The following is a 24,523-nucleotide window of genomic DNA, read 5'->3' on the forward strand; positions in this document are numbered from 1 at the left end:
GAGAGCGAGTAGGGGGAAATAGAGTGAAAGAAGAATACTTAAAAATATTTGATGAAAACCAAGTGCACATTGGTGAGAAAACCAGAGATGAGGTTCATAAGAAAGGATACTGGCACGAAACCTTTCACTGCTGGTTTGTTAGTGAATATGAAGGAGAGATTTATCTTTATTTTCAAATTCGAAGCAAAGAGAAAAAAGATTATCCGGATTTGTTAGATATTACAGCGGCAGGTCATCTATTAGCACATGAAACAGTTATGGATGGCGTCAGGGAAGTAGAAGAGGAGCTTGGCGTTGAAGTAGCGTTCAACAACCTTCTCTCGCTTGGCGTTATTCCATATAGCGTGACACTTCCATATTTTATTGACAAAGAGCTAGCGCATGTTTTCATTTATAAAACTCAGCACACATTTGAAGGATATACCCTTCAGCAAGAGGAAGTTGCAGGTCTTGTAAGAGCCAAACTTTCTTCCGTTGTTGAGCTTTGGTTAGGTCAAACGGATAGTATTGAGGTGGAAGGATTTCAAATACATCAAAAAGATGAGAAAACCTCGATTAATAAAGCCTTTTATTGGGAAGAATTTGTTCAACATAAGCCATTTTACTATAAAAAAATCATCCATGAATTGCATAAAACATTTCATTTCTAGCTTAAAAAAATCAGGTTGATTCCTAATTAATTAGGAATCAACCTGATTTTTTACCGTAAGAAAAACGTTAACCGAACCATATCTTGACAGCGGATGCCATTTTCAAATAATGGTTCTTTGTAATTTTCTAAAAAGAAGTTGCGTTCAATACCTGTCATGCGAAAGCCGCACTTTTGATAAAAAGCAAGCTGATTTATACTTGAATTTCCTGTTCCAACTTCAATGATTTCGTAGCCCTGTTCTTTTGTACTTTGAAGGACATGCTGAATTAATTTTTTGCCAATTCCTTTTCCATGAAGCTGTTCTTTCACTGCGATATTCACAAGTTCAATACTCTTTTCATTTTTTTCTTCTAAAATGTAGGCTCCGATTATTTCCTTATCTTCTTCCGCTACAAAACAAACGCCTTTTTCTAAATGTTCCTTCACTTTTTCTTGAGAAGGATCTGCAAGTAAGAGCAAAGAAAAAGGAGGCGTTTCCTCTCTGTGTAAGCTTCTTATTATCACAACAACACGTCCTTTTACAATTTGTATTTGTCATTCAACCTTCTTGAAGGAAATGGAATGTAGAGGTAAAATTTACAGTATACAACCATTTTACATCATGTAAGGAGTTTTGAACTTGCTAAAAAATAAAAGAGTAATTGTAACTGGAGCAGGAGCAGGTATTGGAAAAGAGATTGTGAGACTTTGCTTAGAGGAAGGAGCTTCAATTATTGCTTGTGACGTGAATGAGGAAGCTTTAGTAGAGCTAGAAAGATCAATGAAAAACATCAACTTATCTACATATACAATAGACGTTAGTTCTTATAAAGAAGTTGTTCGCTTTTTTGAATGGATTGATGAAAGAGGCGGGGAAGTACATGCCCTAGTAAATAATGCAGGGATTTATCTTGCACAAAATATATTAGATTACACCGAAGAAAGCATTGATTCTGTATTAAATATTAATGTTAAAGGAGCCGTCTATTTTTCACAGTTTTTTGCAAAGAAGCTGATGGGGAATAATGAAAAGGGAACAATTGTGAATATGTCGTCAGTATCAGGAATGGAAGGAAGCTCTGATGCCATTTATGGGATGTCAAAAGCCGCTATCTTAGGATTAACAAAAAGCTGTGCAGTAAACTTCTCCCCACATATTAGAGTAAATGCTGTTGCGCCCACAATGGTTGATACAACGATGATGAAGAGTATTCCAAAGTGGCGAAAGCAAGAATATTGGAACAGTCAGCTCATCCAAACACCTGTTACAGCTAGAGATGTAGCTGAAACGGTTCTCTTTCTCTTATCTGACAAATCTAAGCACTATGCAGGAGCAACATTTGATCTCAACAATGGAGGATATTTAAGATAGAATTCATAATAAAAAGAAGAAACCTATATTTTAATCGCTTGTTGAAATATATGGAAGATAGTTTTATAATGATAGCTGTTAGACCTTTCTAACATTGAGCAGAGTTTAGTAGAGTAGAGGAGAGATCGTAAAGATGAGTAAAAATGTATTTTATGAACAAGTTGGCGTTGCTATGACGTGCAGATCTTACGAAGAGTATGAAAAGATGTTTGACTTGAAGATGGAACAATTTAAAGCCGGAAAAGTGTTAGATGTGGCTGCAGGAGCTTCTTCTTTCGCAGCAAGCGCTTATCGTAAGGGATATGATGCTTACGCAGTAGATCCTTTGTATAATCTATCCCCACGAGAGATGAGAAAACACGGCGAAGAAGAAATCCAAGAAGCTAGTCGTAAGCTTAAAAAAGGGGCTCGAACTCTTTTATGGGATTCCTATAAGACGCTAGAAGAACATGATAAAATTCGAAGAGACTCGTTTTCCTTATTTATGAAGCAATATACGCAAAACGAAAAAGATCAACGCTTTTTTCACGGAGCGCTCCCGCATTTGCCTTTTTCAGATCAGACTTTTTCTCTCTTGTTATGCAATCATTTCCTTTTTTTATATGAAGCACAATTTGATTTTGAATTTCACATAAAAGCAGTGAGAGAAATGATTAGGGTAACGAAAAAAGGTGGAGAAATTCGAATTTATCCGCTTGTTGGATTTAATCATGAGATTTATCCATATTTAAATAGTCTAATCGAAACGCTAGAAAACGAGCACGTGAAAATAAAGCTCCTTCCAACAACATTTCGATTTATGCCAAAAGCAACCGAAATGCTCGTTATTTATAAAAAATAGAATAAAAAAGCTTCCTATTTTAAAATGGGGAGCTTTTTTATTTAATAAAAGACTATGTTCATAATAGATTGTCGCTTATTGGACTACTTACTGTACCTCTGAATTCTTTCGTTTTTTACTGGAGCAAATAAAGAACAAATGAGAAAGGCTATCCTTACGCAAAGTGTATGTATTATTGAATGGTCAATAACATTTCTAATTTCTAATCTAGAACGGCTCTTTTATTTTCAATCATTTCGCTAAAAACGTTCATTAAAGTATATATATTTTAGAAAACGTCTGTAATTATTTTTAGACTTAAACAGACATTGAAAAGAATAGATTTCTCTTAAAACAAATCCGTCTGTAGAAGTACACTTTTATGGACGTTCACTTTGTGAACTATCTGTTTGAATTCACTTTTTATGAAGTGGAAAGGTAATTAATGGATATGACCATTATGTCTGTTCGTTATGGGAATAAATGTAAACTTGTTGTTAAACAGTTTTGCGCTTTTTTACTACATGGAACATGTTTTATATAAACTAGAATTGAATCAAAAATTCAGTAATGTTAATTTTAGAATAACAAAGTTATAGAAATATTTTAACTAGCCATATTTTCTTGACATGAATTTATTAAAACTATAACATTGAATATAACTTAAATATATGCACTAGGGGTGTTATTTAACTGAGATGAGTATTAACTCAAACCCTTTGAACCTGAACTAGCTGAAACTAGCGTAGGAAAGTGTAAACTCTAATACATACTTAAAGAGCGATTGTGCCTTATTCTTAATATGTAGTTATTTGTTTTTACGCAATTTTCCTATGGGAAGGTTGCGTATTTTTTATTTTATCTATCATTTTATTATTTAAGTTTCATCAAAATTAAAAATATAGGAGTTGTTATGATGACTAGAACAGTATTAGTAACAGGGAGTAGTAGAGGTTTAGGAGCAACTATTGTAAAGACATTGGCACAACAAGGATTTCAAGTGGTTATCAATTACTATACAAGCAAAGATGCTGCTGAGAAGCTCGTTTCTGAGATTGGTGAAGAGAATGCTATTGCAATTCGGGCTGATGTAACCAATCGTAAAGAAGTAGATAAAATGATAAAAAAAGCAACGGAATATTTTGGTCAAATAGATGTTGTAGTCAACAATGCATTAGTAGACTTCAAATTTGATCCAAACAAACAGAAAACCTTCACAGAACTCACTTGGGATGATTATCAAAAACAACTAGATGGTACTTTAAAAGCAGCATTTAATGTAGTTCAAAGCGTCATACCTCAATTTATTGAACGACAAAATGGAAGTATTATCAGTATAGGTACTAATTTATATCAAAATCCTGTTGTACCCTACCACGAATATACAACAGCTAAAGCTGGATTAATAGGTTTTACACGTAATATCGCTTCTGAATTAGGACTACATGGTATAAAAGCGAATGTAGTTTCAGGTGGATTATTAAAAATGACTGACGCCAGTGCTGTTACAACACCAGAAGTGTTCGATTTAATTGCTCAATCAACGCCATTGAAGAAGGTGACCACACCTCAAGATGTAGCCAATATGGTCGCTTATTTATCTTCGGAAAATGCGAACGGTATTACAGGTCAAAATTTCACAGTAGATGGCGGTTTAACAATGAACTAATAGCTTAAATTACCATAGATAAGCCTTCAAAAAAGGGAGTATACAAGACAATTAATAATGATGTATTTTGAGGTGTGAAGAAATGACAAAAACTAAAGAAAAACAACTACACTTAGGTGTTTTGCTGTATGGTTGTGGCCACCATCAAGCTGCTTGGTTAATGCCTGACTCAAGCGTTGAACGTATTGGAGACATTTCCTATTACCAAGACTTAGCTAAATTATCGGAAAAAGGTTACTTTGACGCAGTATTCTTTGCTGATAATCAATCATTTCCAGGTAAACATTCTAGTGATATGCCAGCATTTTGGTTTGATCCAGTAGTCAATTTAACTGCTATTTCTCAAGTGACAAATCATGTGGGATTAGTTTCAACAATCTCAAGTACTTTTTCTAATCCTTTCACAGCTTCACGACAACTATTAAGTTTAGACCATATTACGAAAGGACGTGTTGGTTGGAATCTCGTTACGTCAATGACTGATTTAGAGGCGTTAAATCATAGTATGGAAAAACTACCTTCTCATGATAAACGCTATGAGAAGGCAGATGAATTCGCTGCTTTAATGAATAAGTTATTTCTTTCATGGGACAGTAATGAGTTTCTACATCATCGAGAAGAAAGAAAATTGATAAATCCTTCAAACATTCAGCCTTTTAATCATGATGGTACCTATTTTAAAGTGTATGGCCCATCCACTACGCCAAAAAGTCCGCAAGGCAAACCAGTATCAATGCAAGCAGGGGCATCTAAACAAGGCATTGCATTAGCCGCAAAATATGCCGATGCAGTCTATTCAGTGTCGTGGAACTTAAAGCAAGCAAAAAGATTTCGTGAAAAATTAGATGAACAAGTTAAACAAAGCGAAGACAGCAATAGACATATTAAAGTATTTCCAGGCTTAGTAACCTATGTAGGTCATACTCATGAAGAAGCTTTAGCTAAAAAAGCAGCATTAGATGAGCAATTACCTCTTGAAATAGCTTTAAAACAGTTGAGTTTCTTTATTCAACAAGACTGTTCTAATTGGGAAATTGATAAAGAAGTACCTCAATTACCCCCAGTAGAAGAATTTACTGGTCCAGTTGGACGTTACGAAACGATACTCGAAATTATTAATGATACACAACCTACAGTAAGAGAATTATTAGGATATCTTAATGCAGGCGGTGGACATCACACATTGATAGGTACACCCGACGAAATTGTGGATCAGATGGAAGTCTGGTTTGAAGCTGGTGTAGCTGACGGATTTAATCTTATGCCTCCTACATTACCCGGTAGTTTAGAAGATTTTGTTGAACTAATTGTTCCTGAAATGCAAAAAAGAGGTATTTTCAGAAAGAAATATGAAGGTCATACCTTCCGTGAACATTTAGGATTAACATGATAAATTATTATAAAATAACTGTACTAGTTGAAGAGATAAGATGTTGGTATTAGTATAAAAACTTGAGAATCTTCTTGTAAGTTAAATAACTATTTTATTAATGCATTATCATTTTAACAATTGTTTATTTATTACTTGCTAAATCCTTATTTATAATTAATGGACCATAAAAAGTAAATAGTTACTTTTCATTAAAATGAATGATTAGTTATACAAAAATTAGTAAAGAGGAAAAGTAAGTCTAAATGGTTTTATACGTCCGTAAAAGTCTATATAAATGAAAAAAAAAAGCGCAAACTTGTTGTTATTGGACAGGTTTGCGCTTTTTTACTTCCTCGAATATATTTTATGTTAACTAATTTTATATAAAACCAATAATTCTTCTAATACAATTCATATAAGTTAGAAAAACCCGATGATAAAGACATCATAAAATGAATTTGTATAGATATCTATATTATTTTCTGAATTATATGTATTTACAGTTTTATAAATTATTGCTATTATAAAAATATAATTTGTATAGATATCTATATTAATTATAAAATTTTCGATTTATTTACAATCTTATATAGCATTGATATCATGGGATTATAAATTATCTAGATATCTACATGGATTAAAAGGAGTCCTATATGAATTGTAAAGTAGACCGAAAATCAACTATACCCATTTATGTACAAATTGTTGAACAGTTAAGAGTAATCATTAAGCAATTTATGGAGGAAAATAAAGAAAAATTTTACACTGAAGATGAATTAGCAAAAATGTTTAATGTATCACGTTTAACAATTCGACAGGCAGTTCAAGTCTTGGTAGATGAAAATGTACTTAACAGAATTAAAGGAAGTGGCACATTTATATCAACTTCTGAGAAATTAGAAGCAAATATTGAAAACTTAGATAAGTTTGTTAATGGATTTTATCTCGATCAGGAGCTACGAACAGAACTATTATTTAACAGAATAGTTCCAAGCCCTACATGGGTTTCAAATAGGTTAGGAATAAAACCTTATGAAGAGGTAGTGTATATCAAACGAATTCGACTAGTAGGAGATATACCAATTGTAGTTGATAATCGTTACTTATTATTGGAGTTAGGTAAAAAAATCACTGATGAAGATTTATTGAACACTTCATTGGTTCACATTCTTACCCCAAAACTTAACTTAAATATTGTAGAGTCAGCTATAGAAATTGAAGCTCGTCTTGCTGATGAAGATTTATCTACTCTTCTTAGCATCCCTGAAGGTTCTCCAGTTCTATATCGGTATGCTGATATGAAAGCAGAAAATTATGGATGCTTTTTGACTGGAAACTCTTTTTTTAGAGCAGATATGTATAAATACAAGTCAGTTCTTCGAGATATGTAGGATGAAAATGAAAACTTTGTATTTAAAATTTTAAATAATGCACCTTTATTTTTTTAAGTTATGATACATTTTAGGATATCTGAACTAGTAAATAGTTCGGATATTCTAAAATGTAAGCGTTAACTAGTTCAACAGACAATCTGTCCCCTTGTGATTAAATATACAAAATAAAAGCTCGTAAAGATGGCACAATCCGGCTATTATATTCTGAATATTCAGAATATAATAGCCTCACGGTAGTCATCGATGGTGAAACTTCTACTAACTTTCATCTAACCAAGACATGTAAGCGTTATCTTTAATTGAACATTAAAGGGGGAGATAAAATGTAAAACTTATAAGAAATAGTGATTTAGGATGGGTTGGGGATATGAGGGTTCAATAAAGGGGGAACAAACAGTGAAATTTCTTTTGAAAAAAGCCTGGAATTATCGTTTAGTAATTCTTATTGTTTTATGGTTGCTTTATATTATTAATTATTTTGATCGAATGGCTGTTATTACATTAATGCCGTTTATACAAGAAGATTTAAACTTAACACCTATACAGGTTGGACAGCTTACTTCTGCCTTTTTCTTTGCTTATTCTATTGCATTGCTTGTCTCTGGAATTCTTGCCGACAAAATCGGCTCTAAAAAAGTAATGGGAATAGCTATTATTATCTTTACTGCTTTTACCGCAGTTACAGGAACAATAAAGAGTTTTTGGCAGTTTTTTATATTTAGAATAGGATTGGGATTAGGGGAAGGTCAGCATTATGCACCAGCTAGTCGTACTATCCAAAATTGGTTTCCCAGAACTGAAAGAGGACGAGCTTCCGCCTTTTTTGGTACCTCATGGACATTATCAGGGGCTATTGTTCCTTTACTTATTACAACTATCTCTATTTATTTTTTTAATGGTGAATGGAGACCTGTTTTCTATGTTTTAGCTGTTCCAGGGATTATTGGAATCCTGCTACTTTGGTTCCTCATCTATGATTCTCCTAAAGAAATGCTTCGGAAAAATAAGTTAACTGCACCTGAGTATAACCAAATTGCAGAAAAATTAGATAACAATCAAGAGCAAGGATCAAATAAGAAAGGAAATGGAACGATAACTGACTTTCTAAAAGATAGAAACTTCTATTTTATGTCGATTTTATTGTTCTGTCATCAATCTATATACTGGGGGACAAATACATGGTTGACGACATTTTTAGTGAAACAACATGGCTTAAATATTAAAGAAATGGGGTTCTTCGCATCCGCCCCTTACATCATAGCTGTTTTCGCCACATTAATTGGCGGACTTCTTATGGATAAAGTGTTTTATCGTATGAAACCCATTGCATTAATCGGTTACTTTGGCTGTATTCCAGTTCTTTGGCTTCTTGGTTCTCTAGAGAGTAATAACAAATTTATACTCTTAACTTTACTTTTATGCATGGGATTCTTTGTGAATATTAACTGGGGAACAAATTTAGCTTATTTACAAAATAGATATGCAAGTAGCGTTATAGGAAAGGCAATAGGTATTGCTTCAGCAGTAGGGCATATGGGAGCATTTGCTTCACCTCTGATCTCAGGTTACTTAGTAAAAGTGAATACAGATGGCACACAAGACTTCAAAACTGTATTTATATTTTTAGCTTGCATTGCTACAGTAGCTGCTCTTTTAGCTGTACTACTAAAAGAGAAAAAGGTTGGAAATATATTTAAATCATCTTCCGTGAAACAAGAACATATAGGCTAATTTATTTAACAAGCATAATCAATTATTTGGTTCTAATAAGGACTATTAAGTTAAAAAAGTAGTAGCAAACATTTTTCTTAGATTTAGGAATTAAATAGGTGGATAATTATGGGTATTTGGAGGTTTTTAGGAGGGAAAGTATGGTCAAATGGCGACCTTGTACAAAATAATTCTATAGAGGTAAATATGGTGGACGAAGATGATAAAAATATTTATTTACCTGAAACATCAATTGTTTTACCAGGTTTAGTAGATTTCCATTGTCATATGTGGGCTCCAAGAGCTCCTATAGGTATAACGGATAGAGAATATCTCTCTTCTGGAGTCGTAGCATGTGCTGATGCTGGTACCTTTGGCTATGAGAGATGGGAAGCTGCCAACCAATATTGGCAGAGCAGTCGTTTAACAGTACGTTCTTGGTTGTCTGTACTTCCAGAAGGGCTTACTATTCATCCAAATTATAGCCCTACACCACCTGATAATATTTCTTTAGAACGCATTTTAGAAGTTGGTTCCTCAGCAACAGAATCATTGTTAGGTTTAAAAATTCGATTAGGGCAAGTAGATGCAAAGACAGATCGCTCCTTTTTAAAAATGGCGCGTGAAGCAGCTGATAGACTTAACTTAAGAATAATGGTTCATCTTACTGGAACGGATTTAGATATAGAAGAGGTTGTACAATATTTTAATAAAGGGGACATTCTTACCCACCCTTTCCAAGGGAAACAAGGTAATATCCTTAATAAATGTGGCAAGGTTCGTCGGGAATTTATAGAAGCAATTGAACGAGGAATTTTATTAGATGTAGGTCATGGGGGAAATCATTTTACTTGGAGAGTGTTTCTTAAATGCTTAGAAGAAGGTATTAAGCCACATACAATTAGCACAGATTTAACTAGAAACACATGGGGGAAATCTCCTGTTTATAATCTCAATTTTATCCTATCAAAAATGCTTGCTGGTGGACTCTCCATGAGAGAAATTCTCGAGGCAATGTTGATCACAGCACCTGGAATCATGGGAATAGATATTTCAACCCTCAATAATCTTGTTGTTCTACAGTCAGATTTCTCTACAACGAGTTTTCCAGACGTAGATGGAGAGATAATAACAGGGGAGTTGGTCTATAAAAATAGCTTTATTATTAGCCAAGGTAATTTGATAAAAGGTGGTGACGAATTAAGCCTAAAAAATATTTAACACTGTTCATCTTATTTGGGGAGCATCTAACGGAAAACAGATGCTCTTCTCACGATAAATTTTTATATTAAATTTCTGATGTACTTTTGATATTAAGATAGGACTAGAAAAAAACAGGAGAATCTCTGCCTTGTTGAAGTTATAGAATCACTAAACTGAATTTAATTGTAAGCACTTACAAAAGAGGAGGAAATCAATGTTAACTTTTTTAGGTTTCTCTATGATGGTCGTATTTTTATATTTAATTATGAGCAAACGTCTAAGTGCTATAAATGCTCTTATTATTGTCCCTGTTGTTTTTGCTTTACTAGGTGGATTTACTGATTTAGGTCCTATGATGATGAAGGGGGTAGAAACCATTGCTCCAACTGCAGTTATGGTTACATTTGCTATTTTGTATTTTGGTATTCTGATAGATGCAGGTATGTTTGATCCCTTAGTAAATAGAATGATAAAAATTGCAAAGGGGGATCCACTAAAAATCACTCTTGCCACGGCCATTTTATCTCTAATGGTAGGTTTAGATGGCGATGGAACAATTACTTATCTTATTGTTGTAACAGCATTTCTCCCTATATATGAACGTCTAGGTATGAACAAGCTTATATTAGCCTGTTTACCTGCAATGGCTATGGGGATAATGAATTTACTCCCATGGGGTGGCCCAACATCAAGGCTCATGACTATATTTAATTATGATGCTCTGGAACTATTACAACCCCTTATTCCCTCCATATTAGTAGGAGCTTCATACATAATTGGTTTAGGAGTATTTTTTGGTCTTAAAGAACGAAAACGACTGGGGATAGAAAGTATCAAATCTGAGAGTTACAAACAGATAGCCGCAACCTTAGACACTACCCCGCAGAATTTAAAACGCCCACATTTGTTTTGGTTCAATGTCCTTACAACGCTCTTATTAATTGTTGGTTTATTAACGAATGTATTACCTTTGCCTGCTCTCTTTATGATTGGGTTTGTTATTGTAAACACTGTGAATTATCCTAAATTAAAAGACCAAAAGGAAAGACTTGAGGCACATGCGGGGAATATATTAACCGTTACTTCTTTAATTTTTGCAGGAGGTATTTTTGCTGGTATATTAGAAGGAACAGAGATGGTTGATGCAATTGCATCAGCTTTAGTTCACATCATCCCAGACTTCCTAGGTCCACAACTCCCTTCAATTGTGGCACTTACCAGTATGCCATTCACATTCCTAATGGCAAATGACCCTTATTATTTCGGTATTATTCCTATACTTGCAGAAACGGCAACAGGATTTGGACTAAGTAAATTAGAGATTGCTCAAGCTTCGTTGTTAGGACAACCACTTCATTTATTAAGTCCTTTGGTAGGTTCAGTATATGTATTGATTGGTCTGATAGGAATTGATTTTAGGGATCATATACGATTTTCTACAAAGTACGCTATTGGGACTTCTTTAGTTATGATTCTCACAGCAATTGCTTTTAGTGTACTATCTATTTAGTAGATATCGTGAAAGAAGCACAAACCGTGGCTACTAAACGGATTTGTGCTTTTTTACTGCTGATAATGCGTGTTATGTAAACTTGCTATGAACATAAACATATAAAATATACGTGATAACAAGTTGAAAAAATCTTCTTACTTAGGGGATTTTTTTATCATCAGCTTATATAGGTTATTATGTAATGAATTAATTCTTCAATCCATCCTTATATAATTTCCCCCATCTAATAACAATTTATGTAGAAACTTATATTCGCAACGATGGAAGGGACGACATTTTCAGGAATAAAAGCTACAAAGCTTGTGAACCAATAATTTAGAACACATAGTTACAATATTATGGGTATTGCTTCTATTGGTTAATGATGATTGTTAATTATATAAGATAGGAGCATAAAAACAACGTCGTTGAAAATATCACCAATTATGTAAAGGAGTTTCGTGTATAGACTTACCTTTGAAGAGTAATCTAATCTTGTAAAGGAGGTATAGTTTATGAAACATGTTAAAGCTTTTTTACTTAAGTTTATTGTAAGCTTTATTCTTTTATATGTGATTTTGGGTGGAATTAATGATTTTTCTATTCGGGATGTCTTTTTAACGACAATAATTTTGGGTGCATTATCTTATATTATTGGAGACCTACTGATTCTTCCTAGAACGAGTAATACTCTTGCAACCGTCGCTGATTTTGCTTTATCCTTTATCATTATCTGGGTCATGACCAATAATTTAGCTTACGGTGACTATCTTGCGAGAACCTTAATTTCTGCTCTAGGTGTTACTATTTTCGAGTTCTTTTTTCACCGTTATATGGCTAACAATGTTCTCCCTAATAATAAGTCAAACCGACAATCTAACGGACAGTTACGATACCAAATGGAATCTTCAGAAGAACTGAATCTTAAAAGAACAAAGAAATAATATCTTGTCTCGAAATAAAACAGGAGTATTTATACTCATGGAAATCTATTCATAAGAGTTAAGATTAAAGAGTAAGGAAACCTAACATTTATTAGGTTTCCTTACTCTTTACAATAGTTACTACATAAAACTTATTTACTTTTAAAAAAGACGGATGTATATTGATAAGCCTCTTCTCCCTTTAACTTAATTAAAGGGAGGCCATAATAGGGCAAAAAAATCACTTATTATAAAAGAGCATCGCGAGCCAAATTTTAAGGTGCAAGAATATACCCGTCGTGAACGTTGCAGACGCCCTCATTCAGTATTACGTGTCGTATTTGTCTCCGAGAACTTGCCTATGCAGGACAGATTCCTGGAGTAAAAAAAGCAAGCTGGTAATTAAAGCATATCTAGATAATTGATTTTAAGAGAAAACTATAGATAGCAAGATATAGAGTAATGAAAAGCACAAACTTGTGGTTATTGGACTTGTTTGTGCTTTTTTACTTCTTATAAGATCTATTATGTTAACTAAAAGGGAAAAAAGCTAATCATCCTAATTAAAATGAATGGTGTAAGAAGGAGTAATGTACAATTAGAAATTTGTTCATCAAGTCTGAAATTTTTCAGCTTCTCGTAGTATTTCTGGGAGTTTATCCATTATACTTACGAAAGATTTAAAAGATACTTTTGTAAGGTTTCTATTGCCATTTGTTCATCACACCCATCTACCAGTAAGGTAATTTCATCCCCTTCTCTGATGAATAGATCCATAATCAGCATGATGTCTTTCCCACTTGCAGTTTTTCCATCTTTGAAAAGAATGACTTCACTCTTAAACGAAGCCACTTTGTGTACAAATAAAGCTGTATGTCTCGCTTGAAGACCTCGTGGTAGTTGAACTATAAGACTATTCATCAACATATTTTCTCTCCCTATTCTTGTCCTCTTATTTTTCTCTTTTTAATCTATATAGCTGGTAATGCATCCCACTTTTTGTTAATAAATTCTTTAAATACTTATTCTTTAAGAGATATAGCGATATTTTAAGAAAGAGCACAAATCCGTTATTAATTAACGAGTTTGCGCTTTTTACTTCCTCGAACCTGCTTTATATAAACGAAAAGTTTTTTCTTAATTAGAAGTAAAAGATCCTTCTCTATGTTTTTCTGTTTGTCTTGAAGCGTTAAACATATTGTTTCTTAGTAGGATAACAACAAGGCTTAGGATTACAGATAGGATTCCTACTAATACGACGTATGGTGTACCCATTTCTGAAATGAATAATCCACCTGCAGCTGATCCAACTGTTGTTCCTACGTTACATGCTGATATAAATAAACCATTGGCGAAATCAGGAGCTTCTGGAGCTGATGATGAAATTAAATATTGATTAATATTAGCCATGATTCCTCCAGCCAATAGTCCCCAAAGAAAAGTAATTATTACCATAGGTACAGCAAATTCTCCAGTGAAGAATAAAAGGATGTAAACTACACTCAATAACAAAGGAAAAATTAAGATGGACTTAATAGGACTATTAGTAAGTACCCTCCCTGAAACGATATTTCCAATAATATTAGCTCCACCGAAAACGAATAGCGTTAAACTGATGATATTCGGAGACATTTGTGTAACAGTCTCCAGGTACTCAGCAATATAACTATATACCCCGAATACGGAGGCATTTAATAAAATTACAGCTACTATAGAAAACCATATAATAGATTTTTTTAATACAGCAAGTTGTTCACCGTAAGATTGTCTTTCTTCAACCGGCATCGTTGGTACAAAAATCAATGTAGCGATCAATACAAATACATTTACAATAGCAAAGAATGCCATAGCCATTTCATATGAAATAGCACTATCTATAAAACTTGCTATTGGGACGCCGGCTACCATACCGGCAGATATTCCTATGAATACTTTTGAAACAGCTTTTGGAGCTTCTTCAGGTTTTACTGAGGAAGCAGCTACGGTAAACGCCATGGAACAATAAACTGGATGAAAAAGAGCTAGTGCGATACGAATTATTAATAGAAGAGTAAAGTTAGTTGTAAATACGGATGCGATGTTTCCCACAACAAAAATACCTAATACAAGTAGCATGACTTTCTTCCGATTAATCCCGGATAACAATAACGGCATCGTTGGACCAGATACCGCAATAGTAAGAGCGAAAAGACTAACTAGTAATCCTGCTTTTGATATGCTGACATCAAAGTATTCTGAGACGGAAGGCAATAACCCAATAACCCCCATCTCCGTATTTAAAATGCCGAAAACACCTACTGTTAATATAAAAATCAACAACTTATTTTGTTTATGCAAAGTAAAAACAACTCCTATCTTCCAAAAAATTACCCTTAAAGAACTTTGGGAACTTTTTACCTCTTAGTTATTTATTTTAAGTACGTCTCCCTTTTATTACAAATACTCATTTCTTATGTATAGATATGCTTGATGGGCATTTCTTGAACGTTTATACTAAAACATGATAAAGGAGGAGGATTATATGGAATTTAGAGTTTTACGGTATTTTCTTACGGTTGCAAGAGAAGGAAGCATTACGGGGGCTGCTAATTTTTTGCATGTTACACAGCCAACCTTGTCAAGACAATTAAAAGACCTTGAACAAGAGTTAGGGAAAAAACTATTTATTCGCAGTAGTCACAGTATCATTCTCACTGATGAAGGAATGCTCCTGCGAAAGAGAGCAGAAGAAATTGTGGATATGGTTGATAAATTAAAAGAAGAATTTAGTTCCATGAAAGAAACGATAAGTGGTGATGTTTATATAGGTAGTGGGGAAACAGACGCCATGAAACAGGTTGCAAGGATAGTAAAAGATCTACAGTTAAGTTATCCAAATATACGATATCACATTTACAGTGGAAATGAAGAAGATGTAACTGAACGACTTGACAAGGGGTTAATTGACTTTGGGATTTTAATACAACCAGCTGAATTATCCAAATACAATTATATTAATATCCCGGCTAAAGATGTTTGGGGAGTTGTTATGAGGAAAGATAGTCCTCTTGCTTTTAAAGAAACCATTCAACCAGCAGATTTAATAAATGTTCCACTAATCTGTTCACGACAAGCTATGCAACAGACATTTTCTAAAAATGAATTTGCGGATTGGTTTGGTGAAGATTTTGATAAATTAAACGTTGTGACTACATATAATCTTGCTTATAATGCTGCACTTATGGTTGAAGAGGGCATTGGGTATGCCATAACTCTTGATAAATTAGTGAATACATCTAGTGATAGTAACCTTTGTTTTATACCATTAGAGCCCAGACTTGAATCTGGCTTAAATATGGTTTGGAAAAAGCATCAGGTTTTTTCTACTGCTGCTGAGAGGTTTTTAAAAGAAATTCAAGCAAGATTTTCGAATTCTTTATAAAATGTATAATACATTTTATAAACATAGCTAATAGCTAGACATCTAATAGGAAAAGCACAAATCCATTGCCAATCAACAGGTTTGTGCTTTTTTACTTCCGCGAACATGTTTTATGCAAACTAGAAGTGTATATGATATACAAGGTGAAATACATCCCTTTATATTATAATTTCAAAAAAATACAATATTAAGATGCTTAGGAAGGGTGAAATGATTGTCTAATTTTGAGATTGAGATTCTTCAATTGAGAACTACCCCTTACGAAATAGGAGTATGAAAAATTAAATTACAGAATAATTATAATTAGGTTAAAGTTAATCCAAAGATGGTGAATTTTGTACTTAAAGTAACGATGCAGGTTAAGGGAATAAAATTAATATCAAATAATGGGGGATATCTATGCAAACAAAACAAAATGAAAAAGTAATCAGTTCAATTAAAAAATCATTCATAAAACAAGTACAAAAAGATAAAAATTTAAAGGGTGCATTTTTATTTGTTCATTCAGAAAAGAAAGGTATCCATTTAAATATCGCAAGAGGGTCAATGAATCCAAAACAGCCAGCATATATGGCAAGCGTAGGAAAAATATTCACGTCAGTTTTGATTAGTATTTTATATGAAAACGGTCAATTATCATTCGAGGACTATATTACCGAATATTTAGATCAAGAATTAGTCAAACATCTTCATATTTATAAAGGTAAAGATTATACGAATGAGATTAAAATTAAACATCTACTCAATCAAACGTCCGGTTTGTATGATAATTTTCGCCCATTACTAGAAAGGATTCTGAATGATCCAAACTTTACCATAAGCCCACAAGAGGCAATTATTTGGGCAAAAACACATCGAAAACCTCATTTCCCTCCAGGTAACGGCTTTAAATATACCGATACTAACTTTCATCTATTAGGATTAATCATAGAAAAAATAACAGGATTACCTTTTCATGTAGCTATGAAACAATATATTTATCAACCCCTCGGTATGATGAATTCATCTGTACTACACTATTCTAATCCATTAGACAAAGATACCCAACATTTAGCAGACTTTTACGTTAATAAAAAGAACATAACTAATCACAAAGGATATGCAAGTCTCGACTACGCAGGTGGTGGAGTAGTATCTACTGGAGAAGATATGTTGAAATTCATGCAAGCGTTAGTATCCTATCAATTAGTAAAAAAGGAAACCCTTGAGAAAATGATGAACGATAAAGCGAAGTATGGTGTAGGAATTGAGTATGGTTATGGCATTATGCAGTTTAAAACAGTTCCACTACTTATGCCAAAAATATTTAATGTCTGGGGACATGCAGGTGCCACAGGGGCCTATTTGTTTTATCACCCTAAGATGGATACCTATTTAATTGGTACTTTTAATGACTTTTCTTATGAAAGAAAAGGTGTCAGATTTATGTTAATAAAAGTAATAAACCAATTAAAAAAAATTAAATGAAAGAAAAGAGATTTCTTATTCAAATGGCCCCACACTTACCACAACCACCCTTGTCATACTTTTTATAAAGGATGAGATATAGAAACATAGGTGTATATCAATCTATAAAACAGTCCATACTACTGCTGTATTCTCCCATATAAAAAAATCCTTTGATAATGATGAACAAAGGATTTTTTTATAGATAATTTAAGGAATATGTAATCTATTAATATTTAGAGGAACCCGTTTTCTGTAGATTAATAGAGTCTTTTCTTTTAGTAACTTCGGGTTTTTGTGTGAACTGTCTTGTTTCAATAAACCAATAAACGGTACCTAGAAACAAGCCTCCTCCAATAATATTTCCTAAGGTTACTGGAGTTAAATTATGAAAGAACCCTGTAAGTGTAATTGCTTCGGGATGGGGATGCATTGATGCTAATCCAAGAAAAGTCATGTTCGCCACACTATGTTCATATCCAGACGAAACAAACGCAAACAGCATCCAAAAAATAAGCATAATTTTCGCAGTATCACTTTTTGTACGAAGAGTAGTCCAGATTGCTAAACATACAAGCCAATTACACAAGATTGCACGGAAAAATAATTCCGATGAATCCATACTCATCTTCTTAATTGCAATAGTCATCAACCAATGATCTGGAGAAATGGATTTAAATATTCCGGTTCCCACTATTAATAAACAGAGGATAACGGATCCTATAAAATTACCAATAAAGCACCAAAACCAATTTTTACATACATCTTTCCAGCTAGTAACTCTGGACAATGTACTAACAGTAAACATCATATGATTTCCTGTAAATAATTCTGCACCTGCAAATATGACAAGTATAAGAGCAACAGCGAAGGGTAATCCCATAATTAATGATGTAACGGGTAAGGAAGAGAAGCAAAATTCTAAGTATGGTGCTGGTACATTTCAATTATCTTCTAAAACAGTTCGATTCAGAGTTGCGAATATAACCCCTACCAAAGTAGGGCAGTTTGTTGCATTTTGGGAAAAGGACGAAAATAATAAAAATCAACCTTACTTATATGAGGAAGCCCCTGATTTATTAGTTATAACTACCTTTAAAAATGAAAATGAGTTTGGTCAATTTATTTTTCCAAAAGAAATTCTTTTAAAACAGAACATTCTTAGGTCTACTTCAACAAAGGGCAAAATGGCAATAAGAGTTTATCCTAGCTGGGATAGTCCGAGTAGTAAACACGCAATGAAAACTCAAAAATGGCAGTTACCCTATTTTGTTGATATGTGTAATTCGAATAAATTACCCTTAGAAAAAATAATAGAACTGTATTCTCTTTAATCCTCTGCAATCGGGCGCTGTTGCTGTATACCCTTTAGATTTAAATGACTTTATTGTTTTATTTTTAGGATAGAAAAAGGGTATTACATGAAAATTAAACAACTTTATTTTCGCCAATCACTTTAAATACTCATTAAGAAGACCCCTAAGATTAGGGGTCTTTTTGTTTCTGCCGATAAACAGTGTTATGGTAACTAGCCTTATATATGAGGTTTATTTACCTTTATAGATAAAGGGTTATTTTTTATTGTTTTTTAATTCCTTTTATGTAAAATTAAAGATGAATCTATTATTTGGTAAAAGGAAAGGATTGTCTAAAATTATTATTAAAAAACATTTATTAATGTGTACATCTATTTTGGGTTTATCTACATCTATGCTTATGAATCAGAATGTTATTTCACCATTATCATCTGAAGGATTAAATAAGGACGTTGAAGTTCACCTAACAGAAGAGGAACAAAACCAAGCTGAAGCAAGGACTTATAACACTATGGACAACGTTCAACTAGAGAATAGAGATGTTGAAATTCATATTACAGCAGAAGAACAAAACCAGGTTGAACAAGAAAAGATGCTTAATACAGGAAACTTCTAATGAAAAAAGGGATGAAGATAGGTATTAGTTTTTCTAGTTTTGTCATGGTTGTGTGGTCCCTTATCTTCATAAATTGGGAACATATATTTGGAACTAATAGACCCATTGCTAATATGAAAGCTCTCTATCAATTAGAGATAAAAGAGAAAGATATAGCTAAGACATCAAATGTAGATAATGACATTTTGTATATCGTTCCTAGAGGACATTTAGATACATATATTAAAATGATGAGCAAAGAAGGATATGTATTATCAGAAGAAGATATACAACATAACAAATTGATTTTCAAAGAAGGTCAAAACACTGTATCTATTACCTATAAAAGGTTTGCTCGTAAATATACAATCATTGAGAGCCCATTTCTAGAAAAAGTTTAATTTATAATCACCATATAAACCAAATAACCTCTTTGATACTTAATTCAAAGAGGTTATTTTATTTTCTACTATTAATAAGCAGTGTCACGTTAAGTGGTTTTTGTGTATCCTAAATCATCTAAAAACAAAGTTTTTCATACAATCTTCTGCTTACTATTTTGTTGGTTTAATATAAGGAACAATTTGTGCAGTGGCCCCTACAGAAGCCCCACGAATAAAGCTCTTATTTTCTAGACTTTTAAAGTTTTTAGTTTGGCCCGTCACCATGACTCCCAAAACTTTGACATCCTCAAACGGTTTATTTCTATTTGACTGTAAAAAGTTTTGGATAGTCTCTTCATTCCCATTTTTATCATACTCTTTAAGGGATTTAATAAAGCTATGGTAAGCCTCCTTGGGTGAATCAGATGGATTAAATCCGTAAATTGGCATACCAGCAGGTCCCTTGCTTTCATCTCCAATTGAAGACGTCATATACAACCACACAATGTTCAAGTTATCAGGCATCTGTTTTTGAATTTCCTGGAATGTATAAGGTTTGTCAAAAGAAATTGCAACTTCTGCTACATGATCATCCATTTGTGAAATTTCCTCTAAATCATTTTGTACACCGTCATAGTATTTTTGAATAGATGGATGGTAAAAGATCGCCACTTTATTCTTCGTTTGTTTGTCATATTCATAGAGTTCTGTACCTTCTCCATAGAATCCTGGTATTAACTCGTTATAATCAATGTTAATACGAAGCCAATCATATGAACTTGTAAGCGTGCTCCAGGGTATTAAATAGCCATCTACATTTTTAGAACGATTTGTAACGATATTACCGCCAAACATAGAAGAATTGCTCGTAACCTGAGAATCAACTTGAATATTAGGTTCGGCAATTTCATTATGTAAAAAGAGCTGTTCATGAAGTCTTGTAGAACTTTTTGCAGCAAAGTAATTTCCTATTTTATAAAGTACGGGTAAAGTAATGAGTACCACAATAATTGAGATGACAATAATCTTTAGTAATTGTCGTCGCTTCGCTTTTCTTAAAGCATCTTTTAACGAATGTTCCATCTATGTCTTCCTCCTATTTTTGAGTGAATCGACTTACGTGCACGGAATAATTTTTGCTTCACACTACTTACTTTAAGATTCAAAATAACTGCAATTTCCTCGTATGAAAAATCATAGTAATACTTTAAAAAGAAAACTTCCCTATATTCTGTTTTGATGTCTTTTAATAGGTAGACAATCTCCTCTTTATTTAAAAGGGCCTCCAGTTCACCATCTGTATATTGGAGCTTTGAATAAATTTTCTCTGTTAAGTGGATGTTTTGGTGCTCCTTCTTTCTCTTTAAATCAATGTACTCGTTAAGTGTTACTCTAAAGAACCATGGGCGAATATTGTTTTCTGTTAGGTCATCTAATAGCGTGTACACTTTGTAAAAAGTATTTTGAATAATATCCTCCGCGTCTTCTTTTGTCGACCCTTTTGCCAGTAAGAATTTTAATACTTCCTCTCCTAAATGGATAAGATAGGAGGCTAATTCGTCTTCTTGTTTCATCCTTTTTCCTCCCTATACTTATACAACGAATAAACAACAACAAATGTATACACTTTTGATGAAAAATGGATCTTTCTAAAATTTATAATGAAAAAACTCAATTTTCATAGTAGTAATTAAAATACAACACAAAAAAACCGGACGTAAAAGTAGTATGTATAAACGAAAAAAAAGCGCAGACTCGTTATTACCGAACATGTCTACGCTTTTTTACTTTCTCCAACATGCTTTATGTTAACTGAAATTGAAACCAAAATAATACAGAAACGTATAAAAAAGTTGTAAGGGGAAGAATAGGAGGAGCCATTTATGTACAGCATAGAGCCTGATTTTGGGCTGAGATTCATATCGTTATTAGCTATTATTTTATAAGGGAGAAAAAATTCAAGTCAAAGAGGGAGAATAGTTTTGAAGATTCTAAGTAAATTTAACGGTAACGAGTTTAGCGTTTCATCTGAATTTAACAGCAACTATCTTATACCTATCATCAAGAATTTATTATTTAAAGCAAAGAAGGATTGGGATGACTATGATGAAGTTTATCATTGTTGTCATTTAATTGAAGAAGTTAAAACGAGGAAAGATATGAACATGGATTTTCATATTATGAAGAGAGATAGGGAACATTTAGGTATTGCTCTTGCAAACACAGGTTTACTTGACTTTAATATATTTTTCAAAGAGCCTATTCAAGTAAAGGAAGATATTTATGATATCTTAATACTTAACTATTTTCATATATGTCAGGAAGGACGAGGAAATGGGGAAAGGTGGCTTAGAGATGTGATTATTCCATATTATAAAACTAAAGGATATCGAGCTATCTATATGAAATCAAGCCATCCACGGGCATTTTCCATGTATGCTCGTCTAGGATCTGAAATTGGAGGGTATATAAGCTACAGTGATAATAAGTTATTTAAAAGAGAAGGAAAAGTGTTCAAAATAATACTGTAGTTTTTATATTTTCAGTCAGTATAACTTACATTATAAATAGTAAAAGCCTTTAAAATGTATGTATTTTAAAGGCTTTTTTGTGTTTAAATATCTACACGTTTTAATAAAAGGAGATTCAGAGATAAATGATGCCTATCAATACTATTTTTTAAGGCCAGCTGCAAATAGAGGGCCATTATAGGTCATCGTTGACAGGATACGTGCCATTTCTTGAGGAGATTCTTTTCTACCGTGTTGGAGCCATTGCTGAACGACCCCTAAATGTGCTGAAACAATATAGGAAGTTAAATACTCTCCTGGAACGAGTAAAGATTCCTGTTTAATGAAGGAATTTTGTACACCGTCTTCAAAAAGTGTCTTTCTCATAAATTCTTTTATTTTTATTTGAAAAGATAAATCTCCTTTTGGCCCCAATACAGCTTTCATAAAGGCTGCATTTTGACTGAGATATTCAAATATGGAAATTGCAAAAGAAAAGGCCATTTCGCTATCCACTACCCCTTTTGCAAAGATGGTCTTTGCAATAGTAGACATCTGATACATGATTTCCCGCTGACATTTATCCATGAGATCATATTTATCCTGATAATGTAAATAAAACGTTCCTCGATTAATTTCGGCTTTTACCGTGATATCTTTTACGGTTATAGCTTCAAACCCCTTTTCTTCTATCAGTTCGGTTAAGGCATTTCGAATAGAGGTCTTCGTACGTATTATTCTTAAATCTGTATTGAGCTCCTTCAATGGATTTCCTCCTAAATTTTATTCGACAGATATAGGCTATGTGTTCAATATGCATCATATCTATGGTTTCTGTTTATTGAATATCTCTATATCTATACTTATAATCCAAAGTGTAAGTAAATCAACACAATGTTCATTATAATTTAAACTAGGAAGAAGGTATATTCATTTGTTGAAAAACAAGCTCCTTTTTATATCGCCTTTAGTAGTAATTTTAGTTATTGCTTTATTTGGATTAACTCTAATCCCTTCTGTTCAACAGAAGCCAAAAAATCTACCGATTGCTTTAGTCAATGAGGACATCGGTGCTGTAATTCCCCAACAGGGAAAAGTAAATATGGGAAATACCATCACGAACATGCTGAAAAAGAATACAACTTCTACAGATGGTGAAGTCTCCCTCGTTAAGTGGATTAATGTTGAGAGTAAGGAAGACGTATTGAAAGGATTAAATAACCAGGAATACTATGGTGCTCTTATTATTCCTGAAAATTTCAGTCAAAAACAATCATCCTTAATGACTTCAAAACCAGAAAAACCTGAAATCAGTCTCCTTATTAACCAAGGAATGAACCCGGCTGCAGCTAATTTAACAAGTCAAATGTTAAATACAATAGGGGATAATCTAGAGAATGGAATACAAACACAAGTCCTCCAAGGATTAGCCAAGCAAAATGTTTCTTTGAAAGTCAATCAACTAACTTTGTTGACAGATCCTCTACAAGTTAATGTGGAAAATGTAAATGGGGTGGGAACAGCAAGTATGAATGGGAGTGCTCCTGTGGCCTTGTTTCAGCCTTTATGGATGTCAAGCATTGCTGGAGCGGTCGTGCTTTTCTTTGTTGCTAATAAGCTTACTTTTGTGAATAGAAAGCAAAAGCTATATGCTATGCTTACTCAAGTTCTTGCTGGAACTGTGTTAAGTCTAGTAGCGGGTTTTGGTTTAGCGTGGATTGCAGATTTATTAGGCATTCAGATTTCAAACTTTATGGATATCTCTTTATTCTTAACCATTACTTATTTTGCATTTTTCTTGCTTATTACAGCTGTTCTATCTTGGCTTGGAATGAAAGGAATTCCCATCTTTGTTCTCATTCTTTTCTTTGGAGCTCCATTACTTTCAATGGCACCAGAGATGATGTCTACTTTCTACCGAGATTATATTTATTCGTGGTTACCTATGCGATTTATGGTAGAGGGACTGCGGAAGTTATTTTTCTTCCATCAGGGCTTTAGCTTTAGTGGTACAACGTCTATCTTATTATGGATTGCTTTAGGAAGTTTCTTTCTCCTCGTATTATCTGTTTTGAAAGTACAAGGTTCAGCTTCAGACAAGGGCTACTATGAAGAGAAAAAAGCAAGGGCTACTAAAGGATAAAGGGAAGGAGAAAAAGCTATTTTACCAAGTATCGAAGTAAGAATCTTGTAATACAAAAAGGAAATAGGGATGGTCGTTCGTAATATTTATAGAAAGATTCATGTATGTGATGGGTTGTTTGTC

Annotated in this window: 23 protein-coding genes, 3 pseudogenes and 1 riboswitch; of the genes and pseudogenes, 18 read left to right on the forward strand and 8 right to left on the reverse strand. The window is 33.3% G+C overall.

Translation table 11 applies throughout. The annotated features are described in order from the left end of the window. Window positions 1-23 precede the first annotated feature (23 nt). Window positions 24-650 (forward strand): NUDIX hydrolase, encoded by a 627-nt coding sequence (locus tag ACK3CR_RS01030; protein WP_488974580.1) that lies wholly within the window; start codon window positions 24-26, stop codon window positions 648-650. A gap of 50 nt (window positions 651-700) precedes the next feature. Here ACK3CR_RS01030 and ACK3CR_RS01035 read toward each other — a convergent pair whose 3' ends face one another. Further along, complete coding sequence (locus ACK3CR_RS01035; RefSeq protein ID WP_243509779.1) at window positions 701-1,156, reverse strand: GNAT family N-acetyltransferase; 456 nt, start codon at window positions 1,154-1,156, stop codon at window positions 701-703. Between the two features lie 115 nt (window positions 1,157-1,271). Between ACK3CR_RS01035 and ACK3CR_RS01040 the strand changes: the two genes are divergently transcribed. The 10 genes and pseudogenes from ACK3CR_RS01040 to ACK3CR_RS01085 all read left to right on the forward strand — a co-directional run bounded on the left by ACK3CR_RS01040 (window position 1,272) and on the right by ACK3CR_RS01085 (window position 12,988). Further along, the gene (locus ACK3CR_RS01040) at window positions 1,272-2,003 is read left to right on the forward strand and encodes an SDR family NAD(P)-dependent oxidoreductase (protein ID WP_243509777.1); all 732 of its coding nucleotides are present in this window, start codon (window positions 1,272-1,274) and stop codon (window positions 2,001-2,003) included. Window positions 2,004-2,136: 133 nt separating this feature from the next. Continuing rightward, window positions 2,137-2,844 (forward strand): class I SAM-dependent methyltransferase, encoded by a 708-nt coding sequence (locus ACK3CR_RS01045; RefSeq protein ID WP_243509775.1) that lies wholly within the window; start codon window positions 2,137-2,139, stop codon window positions 2,842-2,844. A gap of 647 nt (window positions 2,845-3,491) precedes the next feature. Then, window positions 3,492-3,592: riboswitch (TPP riboswitch) on the forward strand. 147 nt (window positions 3,593-3,739) lie between these two features. Continuing rightward, window positions 3,740-4,492, forward strand: a complete 753-nt coding sequence (locus ACK3CR_RS01050) for a 3-oxoacyl-ACP reductase (RefSeq protein WP_243509773.1) — start codon at window positions 3,740-3,742, stop codon at window positions 4,490-4,492. Window positions 4,493-4,574: 82 nt separating this feature from the next. Further along, window positions 4,575-5,882 carry an LLM class flavin-dependent oxidoreductase gene (locus tag ACK3CR_RS01055; protein ID WP_243509772.1) on the forward strand — a complete coding sequence of 436 codons (1,308 nt, stop codon included), beginning with the start codon at window positions 4,575-4,577 and terminating at the stop codon, window positions 5,880-5,882. A gap of 635 nt (window positions 5,883-6,517) precedes the next feature. Then, complete coding sequence (locus tag ACK3CR_RS01060; protein WP_243509770.1) at window positions 6,518-7,255, forward strand: GntR family transcriptional regulator; 738 nt, start codon at window positions 6,518-6,520, stop codon at window positions 7,253-7,255. A gap of 399 nt (window positions 7,256-7,654) precedes the next feature. Next, on the forward strand, window positions 7,655-8,989 hold the full coding sequence (locus ACK3CR_RS01065; protein WP_243509768.1) for an MFS transporter: 1,335 nt from the start codon (window positions 7,655-7,657) through the stop codon (window positions 8,987-8,989). A 108-nt stretch (window positions 8,990-9,097) separates the two neighbouring features. Further along, the gene (locus ACK3CR_RS01070; protein WP_243509766.1) at window positions 9,098-10,189 is read left to right on the forward strand and encodes an amidohydrolase family protein; all 1,092 of its coding nucleotides are present in this window, start codon (window positions 9,098-9,100) and stop codon (window positions 10,187-10,189) included. Window positions 10,190-10,385: 196 nt separating this feature from the next. Then, window positions 10,386-11,681, forward strand: a complete 1,296-nt coding sequence (locus ACK3CR_RS01075) for a CitMHS family transporter (RefSeq protein ID WP_488974581.1) — start codon at window positions 10,386-10,388, stop codon at window positions 11,679-11,681. Window positions 11,682-12,178: 497 nt separating this feature from the next. Then, the gene (locus tag ACK3CR_RS01080; protein ID WP_488974582.1) at window positions 12,179-12,607 is read left to right on the forward strand and encodes a YndM family protein; all 429 of its coding nucleotides are present in this window, start codon (window positions 12,179-12,181) and stop codon (window positions 12,605-12,607) included. 226 nt (window positions 12,608-12,833) lie between these two features. Next, window positions 12,834-12,988: pseudogene (locus tag ACK3CR_RS01085) on the forward strand (uS14 family ribosomal protein). Between the two features lie 267 nt (window positions 12,989-13,255). On the opposite strand, the gene ACK3CR_RS01090 reads toward ACK3CR_RS01085, so the two are convergent. Both ACK3CR_RS01090 and ACK3CR_RS01095 read right to left on the reverse strand, forming a co-directional pair. Further along, window positions 13,256-13,507 carry an HPr family phosphocarrier protein gene (locus tag ACK3CR_RS01090; RefSeq protein ID WP_488974583.1) on the reverse strand — a complete coding sequence of 84 codons (252 nt, stop codon included), beginning with the start codon at window positions 13,505-13,507 and terminating at the stop codon, window positions 13,256-13,258. 216 nt (window positions 13,508-13,723) lie between these two features. After that, window positions 13,724-14,923, reverse strand: coding sequence for an MFS transporter (locus ACK3CR_RS01095; RefSeq protein WP_488974584.1), 1,200 nt, complete (start codon window positions 14,921-14,923; stop codon window positions 13,724-13,726). Window positions 14,924-15,107: 184 nt separating this feature from the next. Between ACK3CR_RS01095 and ACK3CR_RS01100 the strand changes: the two genes are divergently transcribed. Continuing rightward, entirely contained in the window at window positions 15,108-16,007 is a 900-nt protein-coding gene (locus tag ACK3CR_RS01100; protein ID WP_243509755.1) for a LysR family transcriptional regulator, read from the forward strand. Between the two features lie 399 nt (window positions 16,008-16,406). Next, on the forward strand, window positions 16,407-17,474 hold the full coding sequence (locus tag ACK3CR_RS01105) for a serine hydrolase domain-containing protein (protein WP_488974585.1): 1,068 nt from the start codon (window positions 16,407-16,409) through the stop codon (window positions 17,472-17,474). 208 nt (window positions 17,475-17,682) lie between these two features. On the opposite strand, the gene ACK3CR_RS01110 is transcribed toward ACK3CR_RS01105, so the two are convergent. Continuing rightward, window positions 17,683-18,336: a formate/nitrite transporter family protein gene (locus ACK3CR_RS01110; RefSeq protein ID WP_488974586.1), complete on the reverse strand. Its 654-nt coding sequence runs from the start codon at window positions 18,334-18,336 to the stop codon at window positions 17,683-17,685. On the opposite strand from ACK3CR_RS01110, the gene ACK3CR_RS01115 reads away from it, so the two are divergent. The 3 genes from ACK3CR_RS01115 (at window position 18,299) to ACK3CR_RS01125 (ending at window position 19,765) form a co-directional block, all read left to right on the forward strand. Next, entirely contained in the window at window positions 18,299-18,787 is a 489-nt protein-coding gene (locus tag ACK3CR_RS01115) for a MepB family protein (RefSeq protein WP_488974587.1), read from the forward strand. The genes ACK3CR_RS01110 and ACK3CR_RS01115 overlap by 38 nt on opposite strands. Window positions 18,788-19,097: 310 nt before the next feature. Continuing rightward, window positions 19,098-19,385, forward strand: a complete 288-nt coding sequence (locus ACK3CR_RS01120) for a hypothetical protein (RefSeq protein WP_488974588.1) — start codon at window positions 19,098-19,100, stop codon at window positions 19,383-19,385. Then, complete coding sequence (locus ACK3CR_RS01125) at window positions 19,385-19,765, forward strand: hypothetical protein (RefSeq protein WP_488974589.1); 381 nt, start codon at window positions 19,385-19,387, stop codon at window positions 19,763-19,765. The genes ACK3CR_RS01120 and ACK3CR_RS01125 overlap by 1 nt, the downstream gene beginning before the upstream one ends. A gap of 153 nt (window positions 19,766-19,918) precedes the next feature. Here the strand turns inward: ACK3CR_RS01125 and ACK3CR_RS01130 are convergent, their stop codons facing one another. Next, window positions 19,919-20,830, reverse strand: a complete 912-nt coding sequence (locus ACK3CR_RS01130; protein ID WP_328124493.1) for a sigma factor regulator N-terminal domain-containing protein — start codon at window positions 20,828-20,830, stop codon at window positions 19,919-19,921. Next, complete coding sequence (locus tag ACK3CR_RS01135; RefSeq protein ID WP_243509738.1) at window positions 20,815-21,321, reverse strand: RNA polymerase sigma factor; 507 nt, start codon at window positions 21,319-21,321, stop codon at window positions 20,815-20,817. Before ACK3CR_RS01135 ends, ACK3CR_RS01130 begins: the two co-directional genes overlap by 16 nt. Before the next feature lie 408 nt (window positions 21,322-21,729). Between ACK3CR_RS01135 and ACK3CR_RS01140 the strand changes: the two genes are divergently transcribed. Continuing rightward, entirely contained in the window at window positions 21,730-22,278 is a 549-nt protein-coding gene (locus ACK3CR_RS01140; protein ID WP_488974590.1) for a hypothetical protein, read from the forward strand. A 141-nt stretch (window positions 22,279-22,419) separates the two neighbouring features. Here the strand turns inward: ACK3CR_RS01140 and ACK3CR_RS01145 are convergent. Together ACK3CR_RS01145 and ACK3CR_RS01150 are read right to left on the reverse strand one after the other, a co-directional pair. Continuing rightward, a pseudogene (locus tag ACK3CR_RS01145) lies at window positions 22,420-22,740 on the reverse strand (TetR-like C-terminal domain-containing protein); the annotation flags it as partial. 50 nt (window positions 22,741-22,790) lie between these two features. Further along, a pseudogene (locus ACK3CR_RS01150) lies at window positions 22,791-23,022 on the reverse strand (TetR/AcrR family transcriptional regulator); the annotation flags it as partial. 169 nt (window positions 23,023-23,191) lie between these two features. Between ACK3CR_RS01150 and ACK3CR_RS01155 the strand changes: the two are divergent. Further along, complete coding sequence (locus ACK3CR_RS01155; protein WP_488974591.1) at window positions 23,192-24,400, forward strand: YhgE/Pip domain-containing protein; 1,209 nt, start codon at window positions 23,192-23,194, stop codon at window positions 24,398-24,400. Window positions 24,401-24,523 lie beyond the last annotated feature (123 nt).

It is taken from the genome of Priestia sp. TRM10 (assembly GCF_057808375.1).

Excerpts from the sequence above, each read along its gene's own strand:
- ACK3CR_RS01100 (WP_243509755.1), top strand. The coding sequence starts at position 15,108 with ATGGAATTTAGAGTTTTACGGTATTTTCTTACGGTTGCAAGAGAAGGA.
- ACK3CR_RS01080 (WP_488974582.1), top strand. The coding sequence starts at position 12,179 with ATGAAACATGTTAAAGCTTTTTTACTTAAGTTTATTGTAAGCTTTATT.
- ACK3CR_RS01090 (WP_488974583.1), bottom strand. The coding sequence starts at position 13,507 with ATGAATAGTCTTATAGTTCAACTACCACGAGGTCTTCAAGCGAGACAT.
- ACK3CR_RS01115 (WP_488974587.1), top strand. The coding sequence starts at position 18,299 with ATGACAAGTATAAGAGCAACAGCGAAGGGTAATCCCATAATTAATGAT.
- ACK3CR_RS01130 (WP_328124493.1), bottom strand. The coding sequence starts at position 20,830 with ATGGAACATTCGTTAAAAGATGCTTTAAGAAAAGCGAAGCGACGACAA.
- ACK3CR_RS01060 (WP_243509770.1), top strand. The coding sequence starts at position 6,518 with ATGAATTGTAAAGTAGACCGAAAATCAACTATACCCATTTATGTACAA.
- ACK3CR_RS01070 (WP_243509766.1), top strand. The coding sequence starts at position 9,098 with ATGGGTATTTGGAGGTTTTTAGGAGGGAAAGTATGGTCAAATGGCGAC.
- ACK3CR_RS01110 (WP_488974586.1), bottom strand. The coding sequence starts at position 18,336 with ATGGGATTACCCTTCGCTGTTGCTCTTATACTTGTCATATTTGCAGGT.
- ACK3CR_RS01125 (WP_488974589.1), top strand. The coding sequence starts at position 19,385 with ATGAAAAAAGGGATGAAGATAGGTATTAGTTTTTCTAGTTTTGTCATG.
- ACK3CR_RS01105 (WP_488974585.1), top strand. The coding sequence starts at position 16,407 with ATGCAAACAAAACAAAATGAAAAAGTAATCAGTTCAATTAAAAAATCA.
- ACK3CR_RS01055 (WP_243509772.1), top strand. The coding sequence starts at position 4,575 with ATGACAAAAACTAAAGAAAAACAACTACACTTAGGTGTTTTGCTGTAT.
- ACK3CR_RS01050 (WP_243509773.1), top strand. The coding sequence starts at position 3,740 with ATGACTAGAACAGTATTAGTAACAGGGAGTAGTAGAGGTTTAGGAGCA.
- ACK3CR_RS01075 (WP_488974581.1), top strand. The coding sequence starts at position 10,386 with ATGTTAACTTTTTTAGGTTTCTCTATGATGGTCGTATTTTTATATTTA.
- ACK3CR_RS01045 (WP_243509775.1), top strand. The coding sequence starts at position 2,137 with ATGAGTAAAAATGTATTTTATGAACAAGTTGGCGTTGCTATGACGTGC.
- ACK3CR_RS01135 (WP_243509738.1), bottom strand. The coding sequence starts at position 21,321 with ATGAAACAAGAAGACGAATTAGCCTCCTATCTTATCCATTTAGGAGAG.